The organism is Citrobacter sp. JUb117 (assembly GCF_024809055.1).
Taxonomy (GTDB): domain Bacteria; phylum Pseudomonadota; class Gammaproteobacteria; order Enterobacterales; family Enterobacteriaceae; genus Citrobacter; species Citrobacter gillenii.
In genome coordinates, this window is record NZ_JANUFB010000002.1 from 309,687 (window position 1) to 328,738 (window position 19,052).

The 19,052-nt window shown below is 51.3% G+C and carries 17 protein-coding genes; 9 read left to right on the plus strand and 8 right to left on the minus strand.

All coding sequences use genetic code 11. The annotated features are described in order from the left end of the window. Positions 1-62 precede the first annotated feature (62 nt). The 7 genes from M2374_RS05370 to preA all read left to right on the plus strand — a co-directional run bounded on the left by M2374_RS05370 (position 63) and on the right by preA (position 6,056). Positions 63-461: a CidA/LrgA family protein gene (locus M2374_RS05370; RefSeq protein ID WP_096756494.1), complete on the plus strand. Its 399-nt coding sequence runs from the start codon at positions 63-65 to the stop codon at positions 459-461. After that, a complete protein-coding gene (locus M2374_RS05375; protein WP_181688940.1) occupies positions 458-1,153 on the plus strand; it encodes a CidB/LrgB family autolysis modulator in 696 nt (231 codons plus the stop codon). Before M2374_RS05370 ends, M2374_RS05375 begins: the two co-directional genes overlap by 4 nt. A gap of 147 nt (positions 1,154-1,300) precedes the next feature. After that, positions 1,301-2,185, plus strand: coding sequence for a cytidine deaminase (gene cdd, locus M2374_RS05380; RefSeq protein WP_181688939.1), 885 nt, complete (start codon positions 1,301-1,303; stop codon positions 2,183-2,185). A 205-nt stretch (positions 2,186-2,390) separates the two neighbouring features. After that, positions 2,391-3,110, plus strand: a complete 720-nt coding sequence (sanA, locus tag M2374_RS05385; RefSeq protein WP_117343464.1) for an outer membrane permeability protein SanA — start codon at positions 2,391-2,393, stop codon at positions 3,108-3,110. Between the two features lie 2 nt (positions 3,111-3,112). Then, a complete protein-coding gene (locus M2374_RS05390; RefSeq protein WP_096756490.1) occupies positions 3,113-3,352 on the plus strand; it encodes a DUF2542 family protein in 240 nt (79 codons plus the stop codon). Between the two features lie 233 nt (positions 3,353-3,585). Beyond that, positions 3,586-4,827 (plus strand): NAD(P)-dependent oxidoreductase, encoded by a 1,242-nt coding sequence (locus M2374_RS05395; RefSeq protein ID WP_181540643.1) that lies wholly within the window; start codon positions 3,586-3,588, stop codon positions 4,825-4,827. Further along, positions 4,821-6,056 carry an NAD-dependent dihydropyrimidine dehydrogenase subunit PreA gene (gene preA / locus M2374_RS05400; RefSeq protein WP_181540642.1) on the plus strand — a complete coding sequence of 412 codons (1,236 nt, stop codon included), beginning with the start codon at positions 4,821-4,823 and terminating at the stop codon, positions 6,054-6,056. Before M2374_RS05395 ends, preA begins: the two co-directional genes overlap by 7 nt. Positions 6,057-6,117: 61 nt before the next feature. Here the strand turns inward: preA and mglC are convergent, their stop codons facing one another. The 6 genes from mglC to folE form a co-directional block, all read right to left on the minus strand. Next, a complete protein-coding gene (gene mglC / locus M2374_RS05405) occupies positions 6,118-7,128 on the minus strand; it encodes a galactose/methyl galactoside ABC transporter permease MglC (protein ID WP_115258030.1) in 1,011 nt (336 codons plus the stop codon). Between the two features lie 15 nt (positions 7,129-7,143). Then, positions 7,144-8,664 carry a galactose/methyl galactoside ABC transporter ATP-binding protein MglA gene (mglA, locus tag M2374_RS05410; protein WP_096756486.1) on the minus strand — a complete coding sequence of 507 codons (1,521 nt, stop codon included), beginning with the start codon at positions 8,662-8,664 and terminating at the stop codon, positions 7,144-7,146. A gap of 71 nt (positions 8,665-8,735) precedes the next feature. Further along, positions 8,736-9,734, minus strand: coding sequence for a galactose/glucose ABC transporter substrate-binding protein MglB (gene mglB / locus M2374_RS05415; protein ID WP_096756485.1), 999 nt, complete (start codon positions 9,732-9,734; stop codon positions 8,736-8,738). A gap of 296 nt (positions 9,735-10,030) precedes the next feature. Further along, on the minus strand, positions 10,031-11,053 hold the full coding sequence (gene galS, locus M2374_RS05420) for an HTH-type transcriptional regulator GalS (RefSeq protein WP_096756484.1): 1,023 nt from the start codon (positions 11,051-11,053) through the stop codon (positions 10,031-10,033). A gap of 143 nt (positions 11,054-11,196) precedes the next feature. Continuing rightward, on the minus strand, positions 11,197-12,354 hold the full coding sequence (gene yeiB / locus M2374_RS05425; protein ID WP_135911730.1) for a DUF418 domain-containing protein YeiB: 1,158 nt from the start codon (positions 12,352-12,354) through the stop codon (positions 11,197-11,199). A 13-nt stretch (positions 12,355-12,367) separates the two neighbouring features. After that, a complete protein-coding gene (gene folE, locus M2374_RS05430; RefSeq protein ID WP_096756482.1) occupies positions 12,368-13,036 on the minus strand; it encodes a GTP cyclohydrolase I FolE in 669 nt (222 codons plus the stop codon). Positions 13,037-13,358: 322 nt separating this feature from the next. Here folE and fghA point away from each other — a divergent pair, with 322 nt between their 5' ends. Both fghA and M2374_RS05440 read left to right on the plus strand, forming a co-directional pair. Continuing rightward, positions 13,359-14,195, plus strand: coding sequence for an S-formylglutathione hydrolase (gene fghA, locus M2374_RS05435; protein ID WP_096756481.1), 837 nt, complete (start codon positions 13,359-13,361; stop codon positions 14,193-14,195). Between the two features lie 275 nt (positions 14,196-14,470). Beyond that, entirely contained in the window at positions 14,471-16,456 is a 1,986-nt protein-coding gene (locus M2374_RS05440; protein ID WP_259154018.1) for a ligand-gated channel protein, read from the plus strand. Between the two features lie 67 nt (positions 16,457-16,523). On the opposite strand, the gene lysP is transcribed toward M2374_RS05440, so the two are convergent. Then, the gene (lysP, locus tag M2374_RS05445; protein WP_153879882.1) at positions 16,524-17,999 is read right to left on the minus strand and encodes a lysine-specific permease; all 1,476 of its coding nucleotides are present in this window, start codon (positions 17,997-17,999) and stop codon (positions 16,524-16,526) included. 160 nt (positions 18,000-18,159) lie between these two features. Further along, entirely contained in the window at positions 18,160-19,029 is an 870-nt protein-coding gene (gene yieE / locus M2374_RS05450; RefSeq protein ID WP_181688938.1) for a DNA-binding transcriptional regulator YeiE, read from the minus strand. Positions 19,030-19,052 lie beyond the last annotated feature (23 nt).

Sequence of the window (19,052 nt, forward strand, 5' to 3'; positions counted from 1 at the left end):
GATCGGTAGCACGTTTTTGAGTTTAATTGTATGATGAATAGGTCTCGTCAAGGGTTTCTACTATGAGCAAGTCACTGAACATTATCTGGCAATATTTACGCGCGTTTATCCTGATTTATGCCTGCCTGTATGCGGGTATTTTTCTTGCCTCACTGCTGCCTATCACCATCCCGGGTAGCATTATTGGCATGCTGATTCTGTTTGTTCTGCTGGCATTACAGATACTGCCAGCGAAATGGGTTAACCCCGGTTGCTACGTCCTGATTCGTTACATGGCGCTGCTGTTTGTCCCGATTGGCGTCGGGATCATGCAGTACTTTGACTTGCTGCGCGCGCAATTTGGACCGGTCGTGGTGTCCTGCACCATCAGTACGCTGGTCGTTTTCCTGGTGGTGAGTTGGAGCTCACACCTTGTGCACGGTGAACGCAAAATCGTTGGGCAAAAAGGGTCAAAAGAATGATGGCGTATATCTGGTGGTCGTTACCCCTCACGCTGGCGGTATTTTTTGGCGCACGTAAGTTGGCAATGCAGATCAAAATGCCGCTGCTAAACCCGCTGCTGGTTGCCATGGTGGTGATTATTCCTTTTCTGATCCTGACCGGCATTCCCTACGATCACTATTTCAAAGGTAGCGAAGTGCTGAACGATTTACTGCAACCTGCCGTGGTCGCGTTGGCATACCCGCTGTACGAACAGCTGCACCAAATCCGCGCCCGCTGGAAATCCATTATTGCCATCTGCTTTGCCGGTAGCATTGTGGCGATGGTCACCGGGACCACTATTGCGTTACTGATGGGGGCATCGCCAGAAATTGCCGCATCTATAATGCCTAAATCGGTCACCACGCCGATCGCCATGGCTGTGGGGGGTAGCATCGGCGGTATTCCTGCTATCAGCGCCGTCTGCGTCATCTTTGTCGGGATCCTGGGTGCCGTGTTTGGCCACACACTGTTAAATGCGATGCGCATTCGCACCAAGGCCGCGCGTGGACTGGCAATGGGTACCGCGTCACACGCCCTGGGTACGGCACGCTGCGCGGAGCTTGATTACCAGGAAGGTGCGTTCAGTTCCCTGGCACTGGTTATTTGCGGGATCATCACCTCGCTGGTGGCCCCCTTCCTGTTCCCGGTGATTCTGGCTGTAGTCGGTTAGCGCCATTTTTAGTTCATTTATTTGCGATGCGTTGCACATTTTTCATTTAAGTTTCATGAGTTGCATACACAGTGAGATTTGGATCACATATAAAGCCGTAACAGGCCCGTAAACTACGATTCCATTACATTGTTATGAGGCATCGCCATGCATCCACGTTTTCAAACTGCTTTCGCCCAACTCGCGGGTAACGTGCAATCAGCCCTGGCCCCCCTTCTGGCGGATGTCCATTTCCCCGCCATGTTGACTGCGGAGCAGGTCTCTTTGCTGAAACGCGAATCGGGACTGGACGAAGACGCGCTGGCATTCGCTCTGCTGCCGCTGGCTGCCGCCTGCGCACGTACCGATCTGTCCCATTTTAACGTTGGTGCCATTGCGCGCGGCGTCAGTGGCAACTGGTATTTTGGTGGCAATATGGAATTCCTCGGCGCGACGATGCAGCAAACCGTTCATGCCGAACAAAGCGCCATCAGTCACGCCTGGCTGCGCGGAGAAAAGGGACTCGCCGCCATTACCGTCAACTACACCCCCTGCGGCCACTGCCGTCAGTTTATGAACGAGCTGAACAGCGGGCTGGATTTACGCATTCATTTGCCGGGTCGTGAGCCGCACCCGCTGCGTGACTACCTGCCGGATGCTTTTGGTCCGAAAGATCTCGACATCAAAACATTGCTGATGGATGAGCAGGATCACGGCTTTGCGCTGCAAGGTGACGCGCTGACGCAGGCGGCGATCGCCGCAGCCAACCGCTGCCATATGCCGTACAGCAACGCCCCAAGCGGTGTGGCACTGGAATGCAAAGACGGTCAAATCTTCAGCGGTAGCTACGCTGAAAACGCCGCCTTTAACCCCACTCTGCCTCCGCTGCAGGGTGCATTAAACCTGTTGAATCTGAACGGCTACGATTATCCGGATATTCAACGCGCCGTACTGGCAGAAAAAGCCGATGCGCCGTTGATCCAGTGGGATGCCACTGCCGCTACCCTGAAAGCTCTGGGCTGCAACCGCATCGAGCGCGTTTTGCTAGCGTAAAAAGGTCGTCATGTAGGCCGGATAAGCCAACGCCGCCATCAGGCATTATCGCCATAGCCTGATGGCAACGCGTTAGCGTCTTATCTGACCTACATGCTCTAAACAGTATTGCTGAAAATCCCCTCAATCAGACTGCTGTTTCTTGCGCTACGCCGTCGAGTACAGTAGCCTGATTAACATTCCATCCCATTGCCGAGTTATCTACATGTTAAAGCGCGTGTTTTACAGCTTGTTAGTCCTGATAGGCTTACTGCTGTTGACGGTGCTTGGCCTCGACCGATGGATGAGCTGGAAGACGGCACCCTATATCTACGACGAATTGCAGGATTTACCCTACCGTCAGGTCGGCGTGGTATTAGGCACCGCGAAATACTATCGCACCGGCGTAATTAACCAGTATTACCGCTACCGCATTCAGGGCGCATTAAACGCGTATAACAGCGGTAAGGTGAATTATCTGCTGCTCAGCGGCGACAATGCCCAGCAAAACTACAACGAACCGATGACGATGCGTAAAGATCTGATTGCCGCTGGCGTCGATCCTGCCGACATCGTGCTTGACTACGCCGGTTTCCGTACACTTGACTCCATTGTGCGCACCCGCAAAGTATTTGATACCAACGATTTCATCATTATCACTCAGCGATTCCACTGCGAGCGCGCGTTGTTTATTGCGCTGCATATGGGCATTCAAGCCCAGTGCTACGCGGTACCGTCACCAAAAGATATGCTGACCGTACGCGTACGCGAATTTGGCGCACGTTTTGGCGCCCTGGCCGATCTCTATCTTTTTAAACGTGAGCCGCGTTTTTTAGGTCCGCTGGTGCCCATCCCGGCCCTGCACCAGGTTCCGGATGATGCGCAGGGCTACCCGGCGGTCACGCCTGAACAATTGTTAGAATTACAAAAGAAACAAGGAAAATAAGCATGGATGTGCAAACCCTCTTCGTCGTTTTAGCCTTTCTGTTAATCCCTGTATTTTGTTTTCGTGAAGCCTGGAAGGGCTGGCGTACAGGTGCGGTGGATAAAATAAAGAAGAACGCCCGTGAACCCGTTTATGCCTATCGTCATCAAGAACCGCTGCAATTCTGGTCATACGTTCTTGTTTACGCCGGATGCGGATGTTTATCTTTTGGCATGGTGATTTATTTAATCTTTTATCGATAAAATCCAGTTATTAATATTAGCGCTTGAGAATAGCTAATATTATGATAATAATTCCTATTTTAACATAAGGGATTAATGCTGCTTATCGGCATTTCCCTCACACCATCTTTTATTTGTGAAACCTTTCACAGAATACTCTTCCTGCAATGCTTAGCCTTAAGAAAGGCTTTTTTATTTTTATATTTTGTTATTAACAGTTCGCCTTAATTTACTCAAGCATTAAGGAAGAAAAGATGCCACAACAAAATTATCTGGATGAGCTAACGCCCGCTTTCACCCCCTTATTAGCAATAAAAGAGGCCTCGCGCTGTTTATTATGTCACGATGCCCCCTGTAGTCAGGATTGTCCGGCACAAACTGACCCAGGGAAATTTATCCGCTCTATCTATTTTCGCAATTTTAAGGGGGCAGCCGAAACTATTCGCGAAAATAATGCGCTCGGCGCCATTTGTGCTCGGGTATGCCCCACCGAAAAATTATGCCAGCGTGGATGTACGCGCTCAGGAATAGATAAACCGATCGATATTGCACAGCTGCAACGTTTTATTACCGATTTTGAACAGCAGACTGCGATGAAAATTTATCAACCGGCAACTAAAACACGTGGCAAAGTCGCCATTATCGGCGCAGGGCCAGCTGGGTTGCAGGCCAGCGTGACGTTGAGTAACCTGGGTTATGACGTAACGATCTACGAAAAGCAGGCTCAGCCGGGTGGCTGGCTACGCTTTGGCATTCCTGAGTTTCGCCTGCCCCAGTCTGTTTTGGATCTTGAGATTGCTCGTATCGTTGAAATGGGCGTCACCATCAAGTGCGATTGCGAAGTCGGCAACACGATCGCCGTCGAACAACTCAAAGCTGAAAATCGCGCCGTGCTGGTGACTGTTGGGATGTCTTACGGTTCAACCCTGCCATTGTTTGACGAGGCGGATAACGTTGAGATTGCCGTCGATTTCCTGCAACGCGTGCGACAGGCGCACGGTGATATCACCTTACCGCAGAGTGCGTTAATTATCGGCGGGGGCGATGTCGCCATGGATGTCGCCAGCACGCTGAAACTCCTCGGCTGCCCGTCAGTTACCTGTGTCGCTCGTGAAGAATTAGCTGAATTTCCCGCCAGTGACAAAGAGTTTACCAGCACGCAGGCATTAGGCGTGTCGATCATCGACGGTTTTACGCCGGTAGCGGTTGCCGGAAATAAAGTCACCTTTAAACACGTGCGTCTGCCAGGGGAACTCTCTCTTGAAGCCGAGCATATTATTCTCGCCGTCGGCCAACACGCGCAGTTGGATGCATTTCACGCGTTAACAGCGCAACGTAATCTTATTGAAACCCATAATTATCAAACCGCCGATCCGGTTATTTTCGCCGCTGGCGATATTGTCAAAGGAGATAAAACCGTGGTGTCTGCCGTGAAAACCGGTAAAGAAGCCGCTCAGGCAATTCATCACTATTTAGAGGGGGCTTGCTCATGTTAACGAAAGATCTTTCTATTACCTTTTGCGGCGTAAAATTCCCCAACCCGTTTTGCCTCTCTTCTTCTCCGGTAGGCAACTGCTTTGAGATGTGCGCCAAAGCCTATGACACCGGCTGGGGCGGCATTGTGTTTAAAACAATTGGTTTTTTTATTGCCAACGAAGTCTCCCCACGATTTGACCATCTGACAAAAGAAGATACCGGCTTTATTGGCTTCAAGAATATGGAGCAGATTGCCGAACATCCGCTGGAAGAGAACCTGGCCGCCATTCGTAAACTGAAACAACATTACCCTGATAAGGTGCTGATTGCGTCAATCATGGGCGAAAATGAGCAGCAATGGCAGGAGCTGGCACGACTGGTTGAAGAAGCCGGTGCGGATATGATTGAGTGCAACTTCTCGTGTCCGCAGATGACTTCACATGCGATGGGCAGCGATGTCGGGCAAAGCCCGGAGCTGGTTGAGAAATACTGTCGGGCAGTTAAACGCGGTTCCTCCCTACCGATGTTAGCCAAAATGACGCCAAATATCGGTGATATGTGCGAAGTCGCTCTGGCGGCTAAACACGGAGGCGCTGACGGTATCGCGACCATTAACACCGTAAAATCCATCACCAATATCGACCTGAAGCGGAAGATCGGCATGCCGGTGGTCAACGGGAAATCCAGTATTTCTGGCTATTCTGGCAAGGCGGTAAAACCCATCGCACTGCGTTTTATCCAACAACTGCGTTCGCACCCAGAACTGCATGATTTCCCGATTAGCGGCATTGGCGGTATTGAAACCTGGGAAGATGCCGCCGAATTCTTGCTGTTAGGCGCAGCCACGCTGCAGGTCACCACCGGGATCATGCAGTACGGCTACCGTATTGTGGAAGATATGACCAGCGGACTGTCACACTATCTTGCCGATCAGGGGATTAACTCACTGGAAGAGATGGTCGGTCTTGCCAATGCCAATATTATTCCGGCTGAAGATCTTGACCGTAGTTACATCGTCTACCCCCATATCAACCTCGAAAAATGCGTCGGCTGCGGACGCTGCTATATCTCCTGCTATGACGGCGGGCATCAGGCGATGGAGTGGGATGAGCAGACCCGTACACCGCACTGCGACACGGAAAAATGCGTCGGCTGCTTGCTGTGTGGTCACGTTTGTCCGGTCGCCTGCATTGATTTAGGCGAGGTCAAATTCAAAACAGGTGAGAAAGCACATGCAGTAACGCTGTAACACAAGTAACAAAAAGCCCGGTGCAGTCATTTCTCTGCCCCGGGCTTTTTGTTGTCTATCGTTACTTCTTACGCGCGTATTTCAGTGAGTCCAGCGCCACGGCGAAGATAATAATGCCGCCTTTAATGATGTACTGCCAGTAAGGGTTCACGCCGATGTAGGTCAGGCCATAGTTGATGACGGTGAAGATTATCACACCGGTCACTACGCCAAAGACGGTACCGACCCCACCACTGAACGACACGCCGCCCACGACACAGGCCGCAATGGCATCAAGCTCATACATAAAGCCGAGGTTGTTGGTTGCCGAGCCGATACGCCCTGCTTCCAGCAAACCACCGAAGGCATAGAACACCCCGGACAGCGCATAGATAATCAGCAGGTTCAGCGCAACGTTAACACCCGACACTTTCGCCGCTTCCGGGTTACCGCCAATGGCAAAAATGTTTTTACCGAAGCGGGTCTTGTTCCACAATACCCAAACAAAGGCCACCGCAATCAGCGCATAGAAGGTGATGTAGGAGAGTCGGAAACTCCCCAGCGCAATAAAGCCCTGCGCAAAGGTGGAGAACCCGCTGTCAAAGCCAGAAATAGGCGATGCCCCAACGAAATCGTAATACAGTGAGTTGATCCCGTACACGATGATCATCGTACCAAGGGTAGTGATAAACGGCGTCACGTTCAGGTAAGCAATGATGATACCGTTCACCAGGCCGATAATGGCACCGATGGCACAAACAATCAGTACCACCACGATGATCGGCATGGTGGCCATTTCCGGGAACACCTTGTTGGCGTTCTCCATAGATTGCAGCAACGTTGCGGCAACCACCGCCGCCAGGCCAACCTGACGCCCGGCTGACAGGTCAGTACCCTGGGTAACAATCAGTCCGGCTACGCCCAGCGCGATAATAATACGCACCGAGGATTGGGTCAGAATGTTACTCAAGTTCAGTAAACTTAAGAATGTGGGGTCCTGGAAAATAATAATGGCCAGCAGAACTAAAAGAACAACGTAAATTCCGCCTTCTTTCAGGTAAGTAAGAAAACTTTTCTTATTTAACGCACTCATGAGGAGCCCCTAATCTTAAAGGTGCAAAGACGCAAGACGGAGGATTTCGTTTTGCGTTGTTGTTTTTGTGTCAACAATTCCAGCCACGAGACCATTGCTCATAACCAGAATACGATCGGTAATACCCAGCAGTTCCGGCATTTCAGAGGAGATGATAATAATCCCCTTCTCCTTTTTCGCCAGTTCTGCAATTAACTGATAAATTTCAAATTTTGCACCAACGTCGATTCCTCGCGTGGGTTCATCCAGCATCAGTATCTCTGGCTGCGTTAACAACCAACGACCAATAACCACCTTTTGCTGGTTACCACCGGACAGGGAACCAATTTGCGTACGATGGCCCGGTGTTTTTACCCTCATTGAGTCAATAACCCATTGGGTATCGCTCTTCATGCGGGAATTATCCAACAGACCCACTTTGTTTTTATAGTTCTGAATATTGGATATTAACGAGTTAAATCCAATATCCAGATAGGCATAAATACCGGTTGAACGGCGCTCTTCCGTGACCAGCGCAAAACCATGGTTAATGGCTTCATTGGCGCTGTGGTTATTAATTTTTTTGCCGTGGAGCGTAATCGTACCCGATGATTTTTCACGAATACCAAAAAGGGTTTCAACGATATCCGTGCGTTTTGCGCCGACTAAACCGGCAATACCGAGGATTTCCCCTTTATGCAGATCAAAAGAGATATCACGAATTGACGGTTGACGTAACGACGTCAGATTGCGTACTTCAAGAATCACTTCACCAGGCGTGTTCTCTTTGTCCGGGAAACGTTGGTTCAGCGAACGTCCCACCATCATGGCGATGATCTTATCCATATCCAGCCCTTCAAGCGGCTGGGTGGCAATCCACTGACCATCGCGCAGGACGGTGATTTCATCGCACAACTGGAAGATTTCTTCCATTTTGTGAGAAATATATACGATACCGCAGCCACGTTCTTTCAGCTTACGGATGATGGTGAACAGATGATTAACCTCTTTTTCGGTTAACGATGAGGTCGGTTCATCCATGATGACGATTTTGGCGTCATACGAAAATGCTTTGGCAATTTCTATCATCTGCATTTGTGAAACCGATAACGTACCGACACGCGCACGCGGATCGATATCAATATCCAGCTCATCAAATATCGCTTTGGTATCACGGTACATTTTATCCTGGTCGACAAACATGCCTTTGGTGGGATAACGCCCCAGCCACATGTTGTCCATCACAGAACGTTGTAAAACCAGGTTTAATTCCTGGTGTACCATTGAAATACCGTTTTCAAGCGCTTCTTTCGCAGAATGAAAATCGATTTCTTTACCCTGAAATAAAATACTGCCGGAATCTTTTTGATAGATCCCAAAAAGACATTTTAATAATGTCGACTTTCCAGCACCATTCTCGCCCATCAAGGCATGAATAGAATGTGGGCGGACTTTTAAATTAACATTATCAAGAGCCTTAACGCCCGGAAAGGACTTGTTGATGCCGCTCATTTCCAACAAGTATTCGCCTGACGACTGAGTATTAGTGCTGACCATAATTATACCTTGTTGGCCTTGCAAAGCGTGTTATTAAGGGCGCAACCAAATTGCGCCCACAGACGGAGTATTTATTTGTTAGTGAACTCTGCCAGATTATCTTTATCGACGCCGACGTAAGGAATACGAACGATTTTATTCTCGATTTTCCAGGTCGTGCCATCCGCTGCGCCTTTGCCGGCTGCCAGGTTTTTCGCCAGATCGAAAGTCGCTTTCGCCTGGTTGTTAGCATCGTTCAGCACGGTACCGGCCATTGCGCCAGATTTAACCAGTGCCAGTGCTTCTGGCAATGCATCCACGCCAAATACCGGTACGCTGGTTTTGTTGTGTGCTTTCAGCGCTTCTATCGCACCCATTGCCATAGCGTCGTTGTTCGCGATAACGACTTCAATTTTGTTAGCATTTGGACCGGACATCCACGCATCAACTTTATCTTTCGCCTGAGCGGTATCCCACATAGCGGTATCTAACTGCAACTGCTCAGTTTTAATGCCCTTGTCGTTCAGCTCTTTAATCACGTAGGTGGTACGTGCTTCAGCATCCGGGTGTCCCGGCTCGCCTTTCAGCAGAACAAACTGAATTTTACCGTCTTTGTTCAGGTCCCAGTTCGGGTTTGCCGCCCAGTGCTTAGCAATCAAATCGCCCTGAATGATGCCGGATTCTTTGGAGTCAGTACCGACGTAGAAGGCTTTGTCATAGCTGTCCAGCGCTTTACGAGAAGGCTCTTTGTTGAAGAACACGATAGGAACGTTCTGACCGCGTGCTTTCTCAATGACCGTGCCCGCTGCTGCCGGGTCAACCAGGTTGATCGCCAGAGCTTTCACGCCTTTTGCCAGCAACACATCAATCTGATCGTTTTGTTTAGACTGATCGTTCTGGGAGTCATTCATCAGCAGCTGTACATCTGGCGCCGTTTTGGCATCTTTTTCGATTGCTTTACGTACCACAGACATAAAGTTATCGTCATACTTATAAATCGTCACACCAATACGGGTATCAGCAGCGTGCGCAGCCGCACCGAATAACATGCTTGCCATTACAGCAGACAGGGTCAACACCTTCTTATTCATGGTATCTCCGGTTTTATTATGCAGGGTAGTACTTGAGATAAATGCTCGGCGGGACAGAACGTTACTAAACTGTTACTGAACGCCGAAGCTCACTTTTAAAAATATTTCTTCCGTGTCTGGCAACGCTCCAAAAACAGGCTTTAATTGTTGTTTAAGACGCCCACACCTCGATGAAAGTGATTATTCACCGTTACATAGTAGTTACAGCGCAACAAACAGTGTCATCATAGCTATCGCATTGTTAAGATACTGTGAATTTACTCACAGATTGAAAGCGGTTACATCAGGTGACATTATCAGTTAGTGATCGGTGCCGCATTCTGTCGCAACGCCACAGAATGACGTCGCACCAGTGTCGGCATAAAACAGTGCGTTGCCGCCGGATCCAGCGTACCCGCCGCCCCTTGTAGCGCAAGCTCTGTCGCCATTTTCGCCATTGACGCAATGGGGTAGCGCACGGTGGTCAGTTGAGGGTCAGTGTAACGGGCAATCGGGATATCATCGAAACCAATGATAGACAGGTGTAATGGAATGGCGATGCCGTTGTCTTTTAACGCCGTCAGCGCTCCGGCAGCCATGTTGTCGTTGTAGGCAAAAACCGCCGTCAGCTGCAAATTGCGCCCCAACAACTCCACCATGGCTGATTCGCCCCCCGGCATATCCGGTGAACCGGTACCTACCCAGCTTTCCGCTGGCGTAATACCGTGTTCCTGCAACGCGCTCATCCAGCCCTCTTTGCGCATCGCATCATCTTCAATTCGGTGGCTTGACGCTAGGTAGCCAATACGTTGATGACCGTTATTGAGCAGCATGCGGGTGGCCATTTTAGCTCCGCTGATATTGTCCAGGCAGACACAGCGATGGGCGTAACCCGGCACAATGCGATTGATGAGCACCATGCCCGGGATGTGTTCCATAAACTCGCCTAGCTCGCGATCGCTCAGCGCTTTTGAGTGGACAATCAAGGCATTACAACGTTGGCGGATCAGGACTTCGATGGCATGACGTTCTTTTTCAGCTTCATGATAACTGTTGCCAATCAGCACATATTTCTGGTGCTGCTGAGCCACCAGATCCACGGCTTTCACCAATGCACCAAAAAACGAATCTGATACATCCATCACCACGACCCCAATGGTGTCGCTCACCTGCGTCGCCAGCGCTTGCGCATTGGCATTGGGTCGATAGCCTAACTGTGTCACAGCCTTCATTACCGCTTCACGGGTGTCAGGACTCACCAACGCACTGTTATTCAGTACGCGGGAAACCGTCGCTACAGAAACGCCAGACTGCCGTGCCACATCACGTATGGTTACCATATTCACTGCCCTGTTTAAGATTGCGGTTGCCCACGGACACCCAAGCTGTGTATTTTGTCAGCACGGGGTACAGGACTGCGTGAGTCATGTCACAGGAATGAAAACGGTTACATCCATTTTGTTAATGAATGTGATCCAGATCGTTATCTGGATGTTCGCGGCAATGATGTCCCTGAAGCACGCAGGGTTAATTGACGCCATAGCCACTCCACCGGGCCCTGCCGGTAAAAATGCAGCCAAATGACGGAGAAAAGCAGGTTAACAGCCCAGACGGGAATAACGAAAAACAGCAGCGTCAGCCGGTCGAATTGCATAAACAAACCGAACTGATAAAACACCGTGGTGCAGATAAGCGTCTGCAGCAGATAATTAGTCAGCGCCATGCGTCCTACGCAGGCAATAGCGATAACAATCTTAACGCGACTCAGTTGCGGCCAGAAACCAAACATCAACGCAGCGTAGCCGATGGTCTGAAACGGCGCGCTCAGTTCACGCGGGGCTTGTAGCAGGAAAGCACACCAGCGGTACGCCCAGTCGAGATGCCACTGCAGCATAATCGCAGGCAGATTGATTGCTATACCGGTCACCACCAGCAGCATGCCTGTACGTCGATAATGCGACAAACTGTACTGCCCTTTCAGCCAGCCACTGCGCATTAATGCGGCACCCAACAGCATCATCCCCGCCAGTTGCCAGCCGTACTGCGCCCCCAGCGCCAGCAGGCTGTTTGACAGCATATCCACGCGGTTACTCACCGCTTCCATGCCGCCATTAATCTTCCAGTACTTTTCATACAGCAACGCGGAGGCATCCGGTGTCCAGGCGCGACTGGTTTCCCCCCCAGAAATCGAACCCAGCAGCAGCAGTACGCCGATCCCCACCAGATACAGCAGAGCACCGGTGTTAAACAGGCTTTTTACCGATGGGGCATCACGAATCAGCCGCCAGCCGATCAGGCCGATTAAGCCATACGCCAGCAGGATATCGCCATCCCAGAATAGTAAGCCGTGAATAAACCCCAGTAAGACCAGCAGCGTGAGTCGCGACTGGATCCAGCGTTTTCCGCGTGGCAGCAGCATTTGCAGGCCCGCGCCGAAGAGCAGAGCGAACAGCGTGAGGAATTTCACCTGTGCGAAGAGATCGAGCACCGCCCAGGTCCAGGCATCCGATAAAGTAATGCTGCCAGACCAGGCCGGGTTGAGATATGCCGCCTTTGGCAAACCAAAGGCGCTGATATTGAGAAGCAGGATCCCGAGGATGGCAACGCCACGAATAAAATCCAGCGTGACATTACGCTCCATGGTCCTGCCCTTGTCAGTTGTGGTGACGTACAGCGCGCAGGAATTCCTGACGCGTATTCTGGCTGGATTTAAATAATCCGCCCAGTGAGGTGGTCGTAGTGGCGCTGGTCGCATCGCGAATACCGCGCGCTTTCACACAGTAATGCACCGCATCAATCGACACCGCCACATTATTGGTACCCAGCAGGGTTTGCAGTGCGGTCAGGATTTGTTGGGTCAGACGCTCCTGCACCTGCGGACGCTGGGCAAAGAATTGCACGATACGGTTAATCTTCGACAAACCAATCACGGATTCTTTCGGGATATACGCCACCGTCGCTTTGCCATCGATAGTGACAAAGTGATGTTCGCAGGTGCTGGTCAGCGTGATATCACGAACGGTGACCATTTCATCAACCTTCATTTTGTTTTCAATGACGGTGATTTTAGGAAAATTGGCGTAATCGAGACCGGAAAAAATCTCATCGACATACATTTTTGCGATGCGATGCGGCGTTTCCATCAGGCTGTCATCGCTCAAATCGAGATTGAGCAATTGCATAATCTCGGTCATATGGCCGGAGATAAGACGTTTGCGCGTTTCGTTATCCATCTCTTGCACGGGCGGGCGCAGCGGTGTTTCGAGACCACGCGCAACCAGCGCTTCATGTACCAGGGCCGCTTCTTTACTGAGTGATGACATTTATTCTTCTCCTGCAGGTGTGGCGCCTCTGCCCTGCGTGGGGCAAAGTTTTTAGGCTGTGTCACAGCCAGAACATTGTGCGTGAGGCTGCGCACATAATCCAGTATTCACCGCGATAATTATTGAAATTGGCACCGCCTTTCAACATGTGGCTTTCATGCACCGCTCGATCGGGTCGATACGGAGTGTTAACGCGAGGTTATATAGATGATGATGTATGTTTGCCCATTGCGGAAGTGAAAGTTACTCACGGCATCATGAATTATCTGTATTATGGTGAATTCGCAAACATATTCAGATTCAACACAACAAGGAGCCGTGCATGGAAATGCTCGAAGAGCACCGCTGTTTTGAAGGCTGGCAGCAACGCTGGCGTCATGATTCCGCCACCTTAAATTGCACCATGACCTTCAGCATTTTTCTCCCACCACCGCGCGAAAATACGCCGCCTCCGGTACTGTACTGGCTGTCGGGCCTGACCTGTAATGATGAAAACTTTACCACCAAAGCGGGTGCGCAGCGCATTGCGGCTGAGTTGGGGATCGTACTGGTGATGCCGGATACCAGCCCACGCGGTGAACACGTTGCGAACGATGACGGGTACGATTTAGGCCAGGGCGCCGGCTTTTATCTCAATGCTACCCAGGCTCCCTGGGCCGCGCATTTCCGCATGTATGATTATTTGCGGGATGAGCTGCCGCAGCTTATTCAAGCGCATTTTAACGTCAGCGAGCGCTGCGCCATCAGCGGACACTCGATGGGCGGTCACGGCGCACTGATTATGGCGCTGAAAAATCCCGGCAGATACACCAGCGTTTCCGCCTTTGCACCGATTGTTAACCCCTGTCGCGTGCCGTGGGGCGTGAAGGCGTTTAGCGCCTATCTGGGCGAGGATAAATCGACCTGGGCCGAATGGGACAGCTGCGCATTAATGTTAGCCAGTAAACCGGAAGAGGCAATTCCAACGCTTATCGATCAGGGTGATAGCGATCAGTTCCTTGCCGATCAGCTCCAGCCCGCCGTACTGGCGGAGGTAGCCCGTCAGACCGCGTGGCCGATGACGTTACGTATCCAGCCAGGCTTTGATCACAGCTATTACTTTATTGCGTCGTTCATTGAAGATCACCTGCGCTTCCACGCGCAGTATCTGCTGAAGTAACCCCCCGAGGGCGCAAGCCCTCTTTGTTTCTCCATCATTCCTTCACTTTTTCTCCTTTTTTATTTAACAGCTATCTCTTTGATTTTATAAACACTTCCCATAATATCACATCAAACACAAATGATTTCTATTATCATTTGTGTTTACAAAAATTCATACTTTTGTACAATCCCTCCGCTTCTTTACTGAAAAGAGTCCTTAAAAGACAAATACATACAATTGTCATGGCCTTTCACATGACACGCAGTTAGATTCATTTAAATGGAATGATACAAATGACTATACCTCACGTTAAGGCCGTTGCTGCCGCAGTATGCGTCGCCAGCCTCCCATCACTCGTCTATGCCGCTGACCAGGATACCGTAGTGGTCACCGCGACCGGTTTCGAGCAAAAGATTCAGGATGCCCCCGCCTCTATTTCTGTGATCACCAAGCAGCAAATTGAGGATAAAGCCTACCGCGATGTCACCGATGCGCTCAAAGACGTGCCTGGCGTCGTCGTCACGGGTGGCGGTAGCAGCAGTGATATCAGCATCCGCGGGATGGCCTCGCAGTACACGCTCTTCCTGGTTAACGGTAAGCGGATCAGCACACGCGGCACGCGACCGAACAGCGATAACTCCGGCATTGAACAAGGCTGGCTGCCGCCGCTGGAATCCATTGAACGCATCGAAGTGATCCGTGGCCCCATGTCATCGCTGTACGGCTCCGATGCAATGGGCGGGGTGATTAACGTGATCACCAAAAAGGTATCGAATACCAAAGGCTGGAGTGGTTCTCTACATGGTGACGCCACCTTCCAGGAAGACCGTGACTCCGGCGATATTTACCAGACTAACGCCTATGCGTCCGGGCCGCTGATTGACGGATTACTCGGCGCAAAAGTCACCGGGTTATTCTCTCACCGTGCCGAAGATGAAATCGTCAATGGTTATAACGAACAGCGTATGCGTAATGGGGGATTAACCCTGAACCTTACGCCGGATGATAAAAACGACATTGACTTCGATTACGCCCGTGAACTGCAGGATCGCGACAGTACGCCAGGTAAATCCACAGCAGAAGAAAGCTGTCGCAACGGAAGCTGTAAGCCAAACAGCAAAAGCGAAAACAAGTATGTGCACACGACCTATTCATTAACCCACAGCGGTTACTACGACGACTTCAACACCACCAGCTATATTCAGCAGGAAGAGACCGATAACCCGGGTCGTCAGATGAAGTCCTACAACACTATTTTTAACAATCAGAACCAGATTTTCCTCGGGGCACATACCCTGACGGCAGGCGGACAGTACCGTTATGAAAAACTGCGCGATAATGGTAACCAGCTGGAAGCGGCAGACGGTCTGAACAAGCTGACCCGCTGGAGTTGGGCGCTGTTTGCTGAAGATGAATGGGCCGTAACCGATACCTTCACGCTGACCGGCGGCCTGCGTATGGATAAAGATGAAAACTACGGTGATAACTGGACACCTCGCGGCTACGGCGTATGGCATCTCAGCGATCAATGGACCCTGAAAGGCGGCGTGTCTGCAGGTTACCGCGCGCCGGATCTGCGCCAGTCGTCAGCAAGCTGGGGACAGGTGACTGGCGGTGGTCGTCTGAACGGCATCATTGTGGGCAACCCGGATCTGAAACCGGAAAAGAGCCTGAGCGAAGAAATCGGCCTGCTGTGGGATAACGGCAACGACCTCAACGCGGGCGTGACGCTGTTCAACACCGACTTCAAAGACAAGATCACCGAAGTTCGCCGCTGTAACAGCAGCGCCGATCCGGCCTGTACCATCGGCGGAACCCACTATGATTTTGTCAGCGATCGCGTTAACGTCGATGAAGCCAATATGCGCGGCGTAGAATCCACCTTCGGCTGGAAAATCACCTCCGATCTCAACTGGACGGCAAACTACACGTTCACCGAATCTGAACAGAAAAGCGGTCAGTTCTCCGGTCAGCCGTTAAACAAAATGCCGAAGCATATGTTTAACACCACGCTGGACTGGCAGGCCACGCAGGATCTCGGTTTCTGGAGCCGTCTGAACCTGCGCGGGAAAACCTCTGAGTACCTGAGCCGTACGTCGATGGCTCAAGGGACACCGTCCTATACTCAGGTCGATGTTGGTGTGCGTTACTACGTGAGCAAGAATGTGCTGGCCACCGCTGGCGTGTACAACGTGCTGGATAAGCAAATCGATTACGAAACCTATGACACCATACTCGATGGTCGTCGTTACACGGTTGGCCTGACCTATAACTTCTAAGTTTGGCGCAATAAAAAACCCCGGCATTTACCCTGCCGGGGTTTTTTGTTATTTCTTGCCAAAATGCTTAAGACGATTTCTTCACGCGATCCGGGAATTGCATTTCGCTGTAACGCACGAAACGCGTCCCTCTGGTCAGTTTATAGCCGAACCAGATAATCAGGAACAGCGGAATACCAATATAGGTCGCCATCACGCCACCCCAGTCAATGGTGTCTTTCAGGAACGCTTCGTAGTTTTGCCCCAGGGTGATTATCAGGCACAGCACGAACGCAAAGATCGGTCCCAGCGGGAAGAAGCCTGAACGATACGGCAGATCGTTTATATCACGCCCCTGCATCACATAACCGCGACGGAAGCGATAGTGGCTGATGGCAATCCCCAGCCATGCGATAAAGCCCGTCATACCGGAGGTGTTCAGCAGCCACAGGTACACGGTCTGGTTGCCAAACATAGAGGTCAGGAAACACAAACCTGCCACCACCGTGGTCGCATACAGCGCATTACGCGGGACGCCGCCACGAGACAATTTGGCGAAAATACGCGGCGCTTTGCCGTCGCATGCCAGGGTGTAGAGCATGCGCGTTGAGGCATACATACCGGAGTTACCCGCCGACAGCACCGCGGTCAGGATCACAGCGTTCATTACCGCAGCCGCAGAAAGCAGGCCCGCGTGCTGGAAGACCAGCGTAAACGGACTGACGCTGATGTCTTTCACATCGTTGCGCAGCAGGCTTGGATCGGTATACGGAATAATCAGGCTGATAATCAGGATCGCGAACACATAGAACAGCAGGATTCGCCAGAACACCTGACGCACCGCGCGCGGAATGTTCTTCTCAGGATCTTCAGATTCACCCGCCGCAATACCGATAAGTTCAGTACCCTGGAAGGAGAAGCCGACGATCATCGCCACACCAATCATGGCTGCAAAGCCACCGGCGAAAGGTGCATCTCCCGTAGTCCAGTTGCTCCAGCCCACCGGCTGAGCGCCTTTGAAGATGCCGAAAATCATCAGCACGCCAACCGCGATGAAGATAATAACGGTAGTGACTTTGATCAGCGAGAACCAGTACTCTGCTTCACCAAAACCGCGAACAGAGATGTAGTTCAGCAGGAAGATGACGCACAGGAACAGCGCACTCCAGATCCAGCCTGGCGTATCCGGGAACCACCAGCTCATCACCAACTGCGCAGCGACCAGGTCGACGGCAATGGTGACCGCCCAGTTGTACCAGTAGTTCCAGCCCAGCGCGAAGCCAAAGCCTTCTTCTACATAGTTCTGACCGTAAGTGGAGAACGAACCAGAAACCGGCATGTACGCAGCCAGTTCACCGAGACTGGTCATCAGGAAGTACACCATCAGGCCAATCAGAATATAGGAAAACAGCGCGCCGCCTGGACCCGCCGCAGAAATGGTTGCACCAGATGCAACGAAAAGACCCGTACCGATGGAACCGCCAATGGCAATCATCGTCAGGTGGCGCGCCTTCAGTTCACGACGTAGCGTGGGCGCTTCTGTGGTTTTAGTTTCGGAAACCATGGGAAAATGCTATCCATCCAAAAAATGAGGCGCGATTGTAGCAGACGAAATGGCATTCTTCCGGCACAAATACGCTGTTATAAGAGACCTTCATGACTGGCCGTGGATTATAAGTAAAGCCGAAAATAGTCGGCATGCTGCCTGAAAAAATATCGCCGCCCTACTGCTGGTCGCTGTAGCGTAAAAAGCGCAGCAGCGCATTGGAGAGATGTTTTTGACGGTGATGGACACGCCAAAGAGTACGGACTAAACGCGGTAACGGTACAGCCACTTCACTCAGCGTTCCCGCCTGTAGCTGCTCCTCAATCACCCGACGTGACAGGCAGCTAATCCCTAATCCATGACGCACAGCATGCTTAATGGCCTCGGAGTTACCCAACTCCATGGCCATCTGAAATCGCGGCAAATGAGATAACAGCAAGTAATCCACCAATTCACGCGTACCGGACCCGCGCTCACGCAGGATCCACGGTGAAGCCGCCAGTTGTTCCAGCGTAACGGGACCTTTTACCAGCGGTGACGTCGGTGCAGCAAACACCACCAGCTCATCCTCCAGCCAGGGTTCTGAGATGATTTCCGTACTGTGGCATGGCCCTTCTATCAGTCCAATGTCGACCCGGAAATCCAGTACGGCATTAATTACGTCCAGGCTGTTCCCCACGCTCAGTTCCAACGGCAGATCGGGAAAATCATGACGATAGTGGGCAATCATGGCAGGTAAAATGTAATTGCCGATGGTGCTGCTGGCATAGACGCGAATCGCCCCATTATCTTCCCGGAAAAGCTGTTCTATCTCGGCCGTTTGCTCAAGCAGCGCCAACGCGCGGGGATAGAGTAAACGCCCGTGCTCATTGACCACCAGACGTTTACCTACGCGATCGAACAGCTGTACGCCAAGCTGGCCTTCTAAATCAGTCAGCGCTGCGCTCACTGCGGATTGCGACAATGACAGCATGACAGAGGCCTGGGTTGTCGAGCCACTTTTCAGTACCTCGGCAAACACTTCAAGTTGTCGCAGGGTGATATGCATGGTCGTTTTCCTCTAGATGGCCC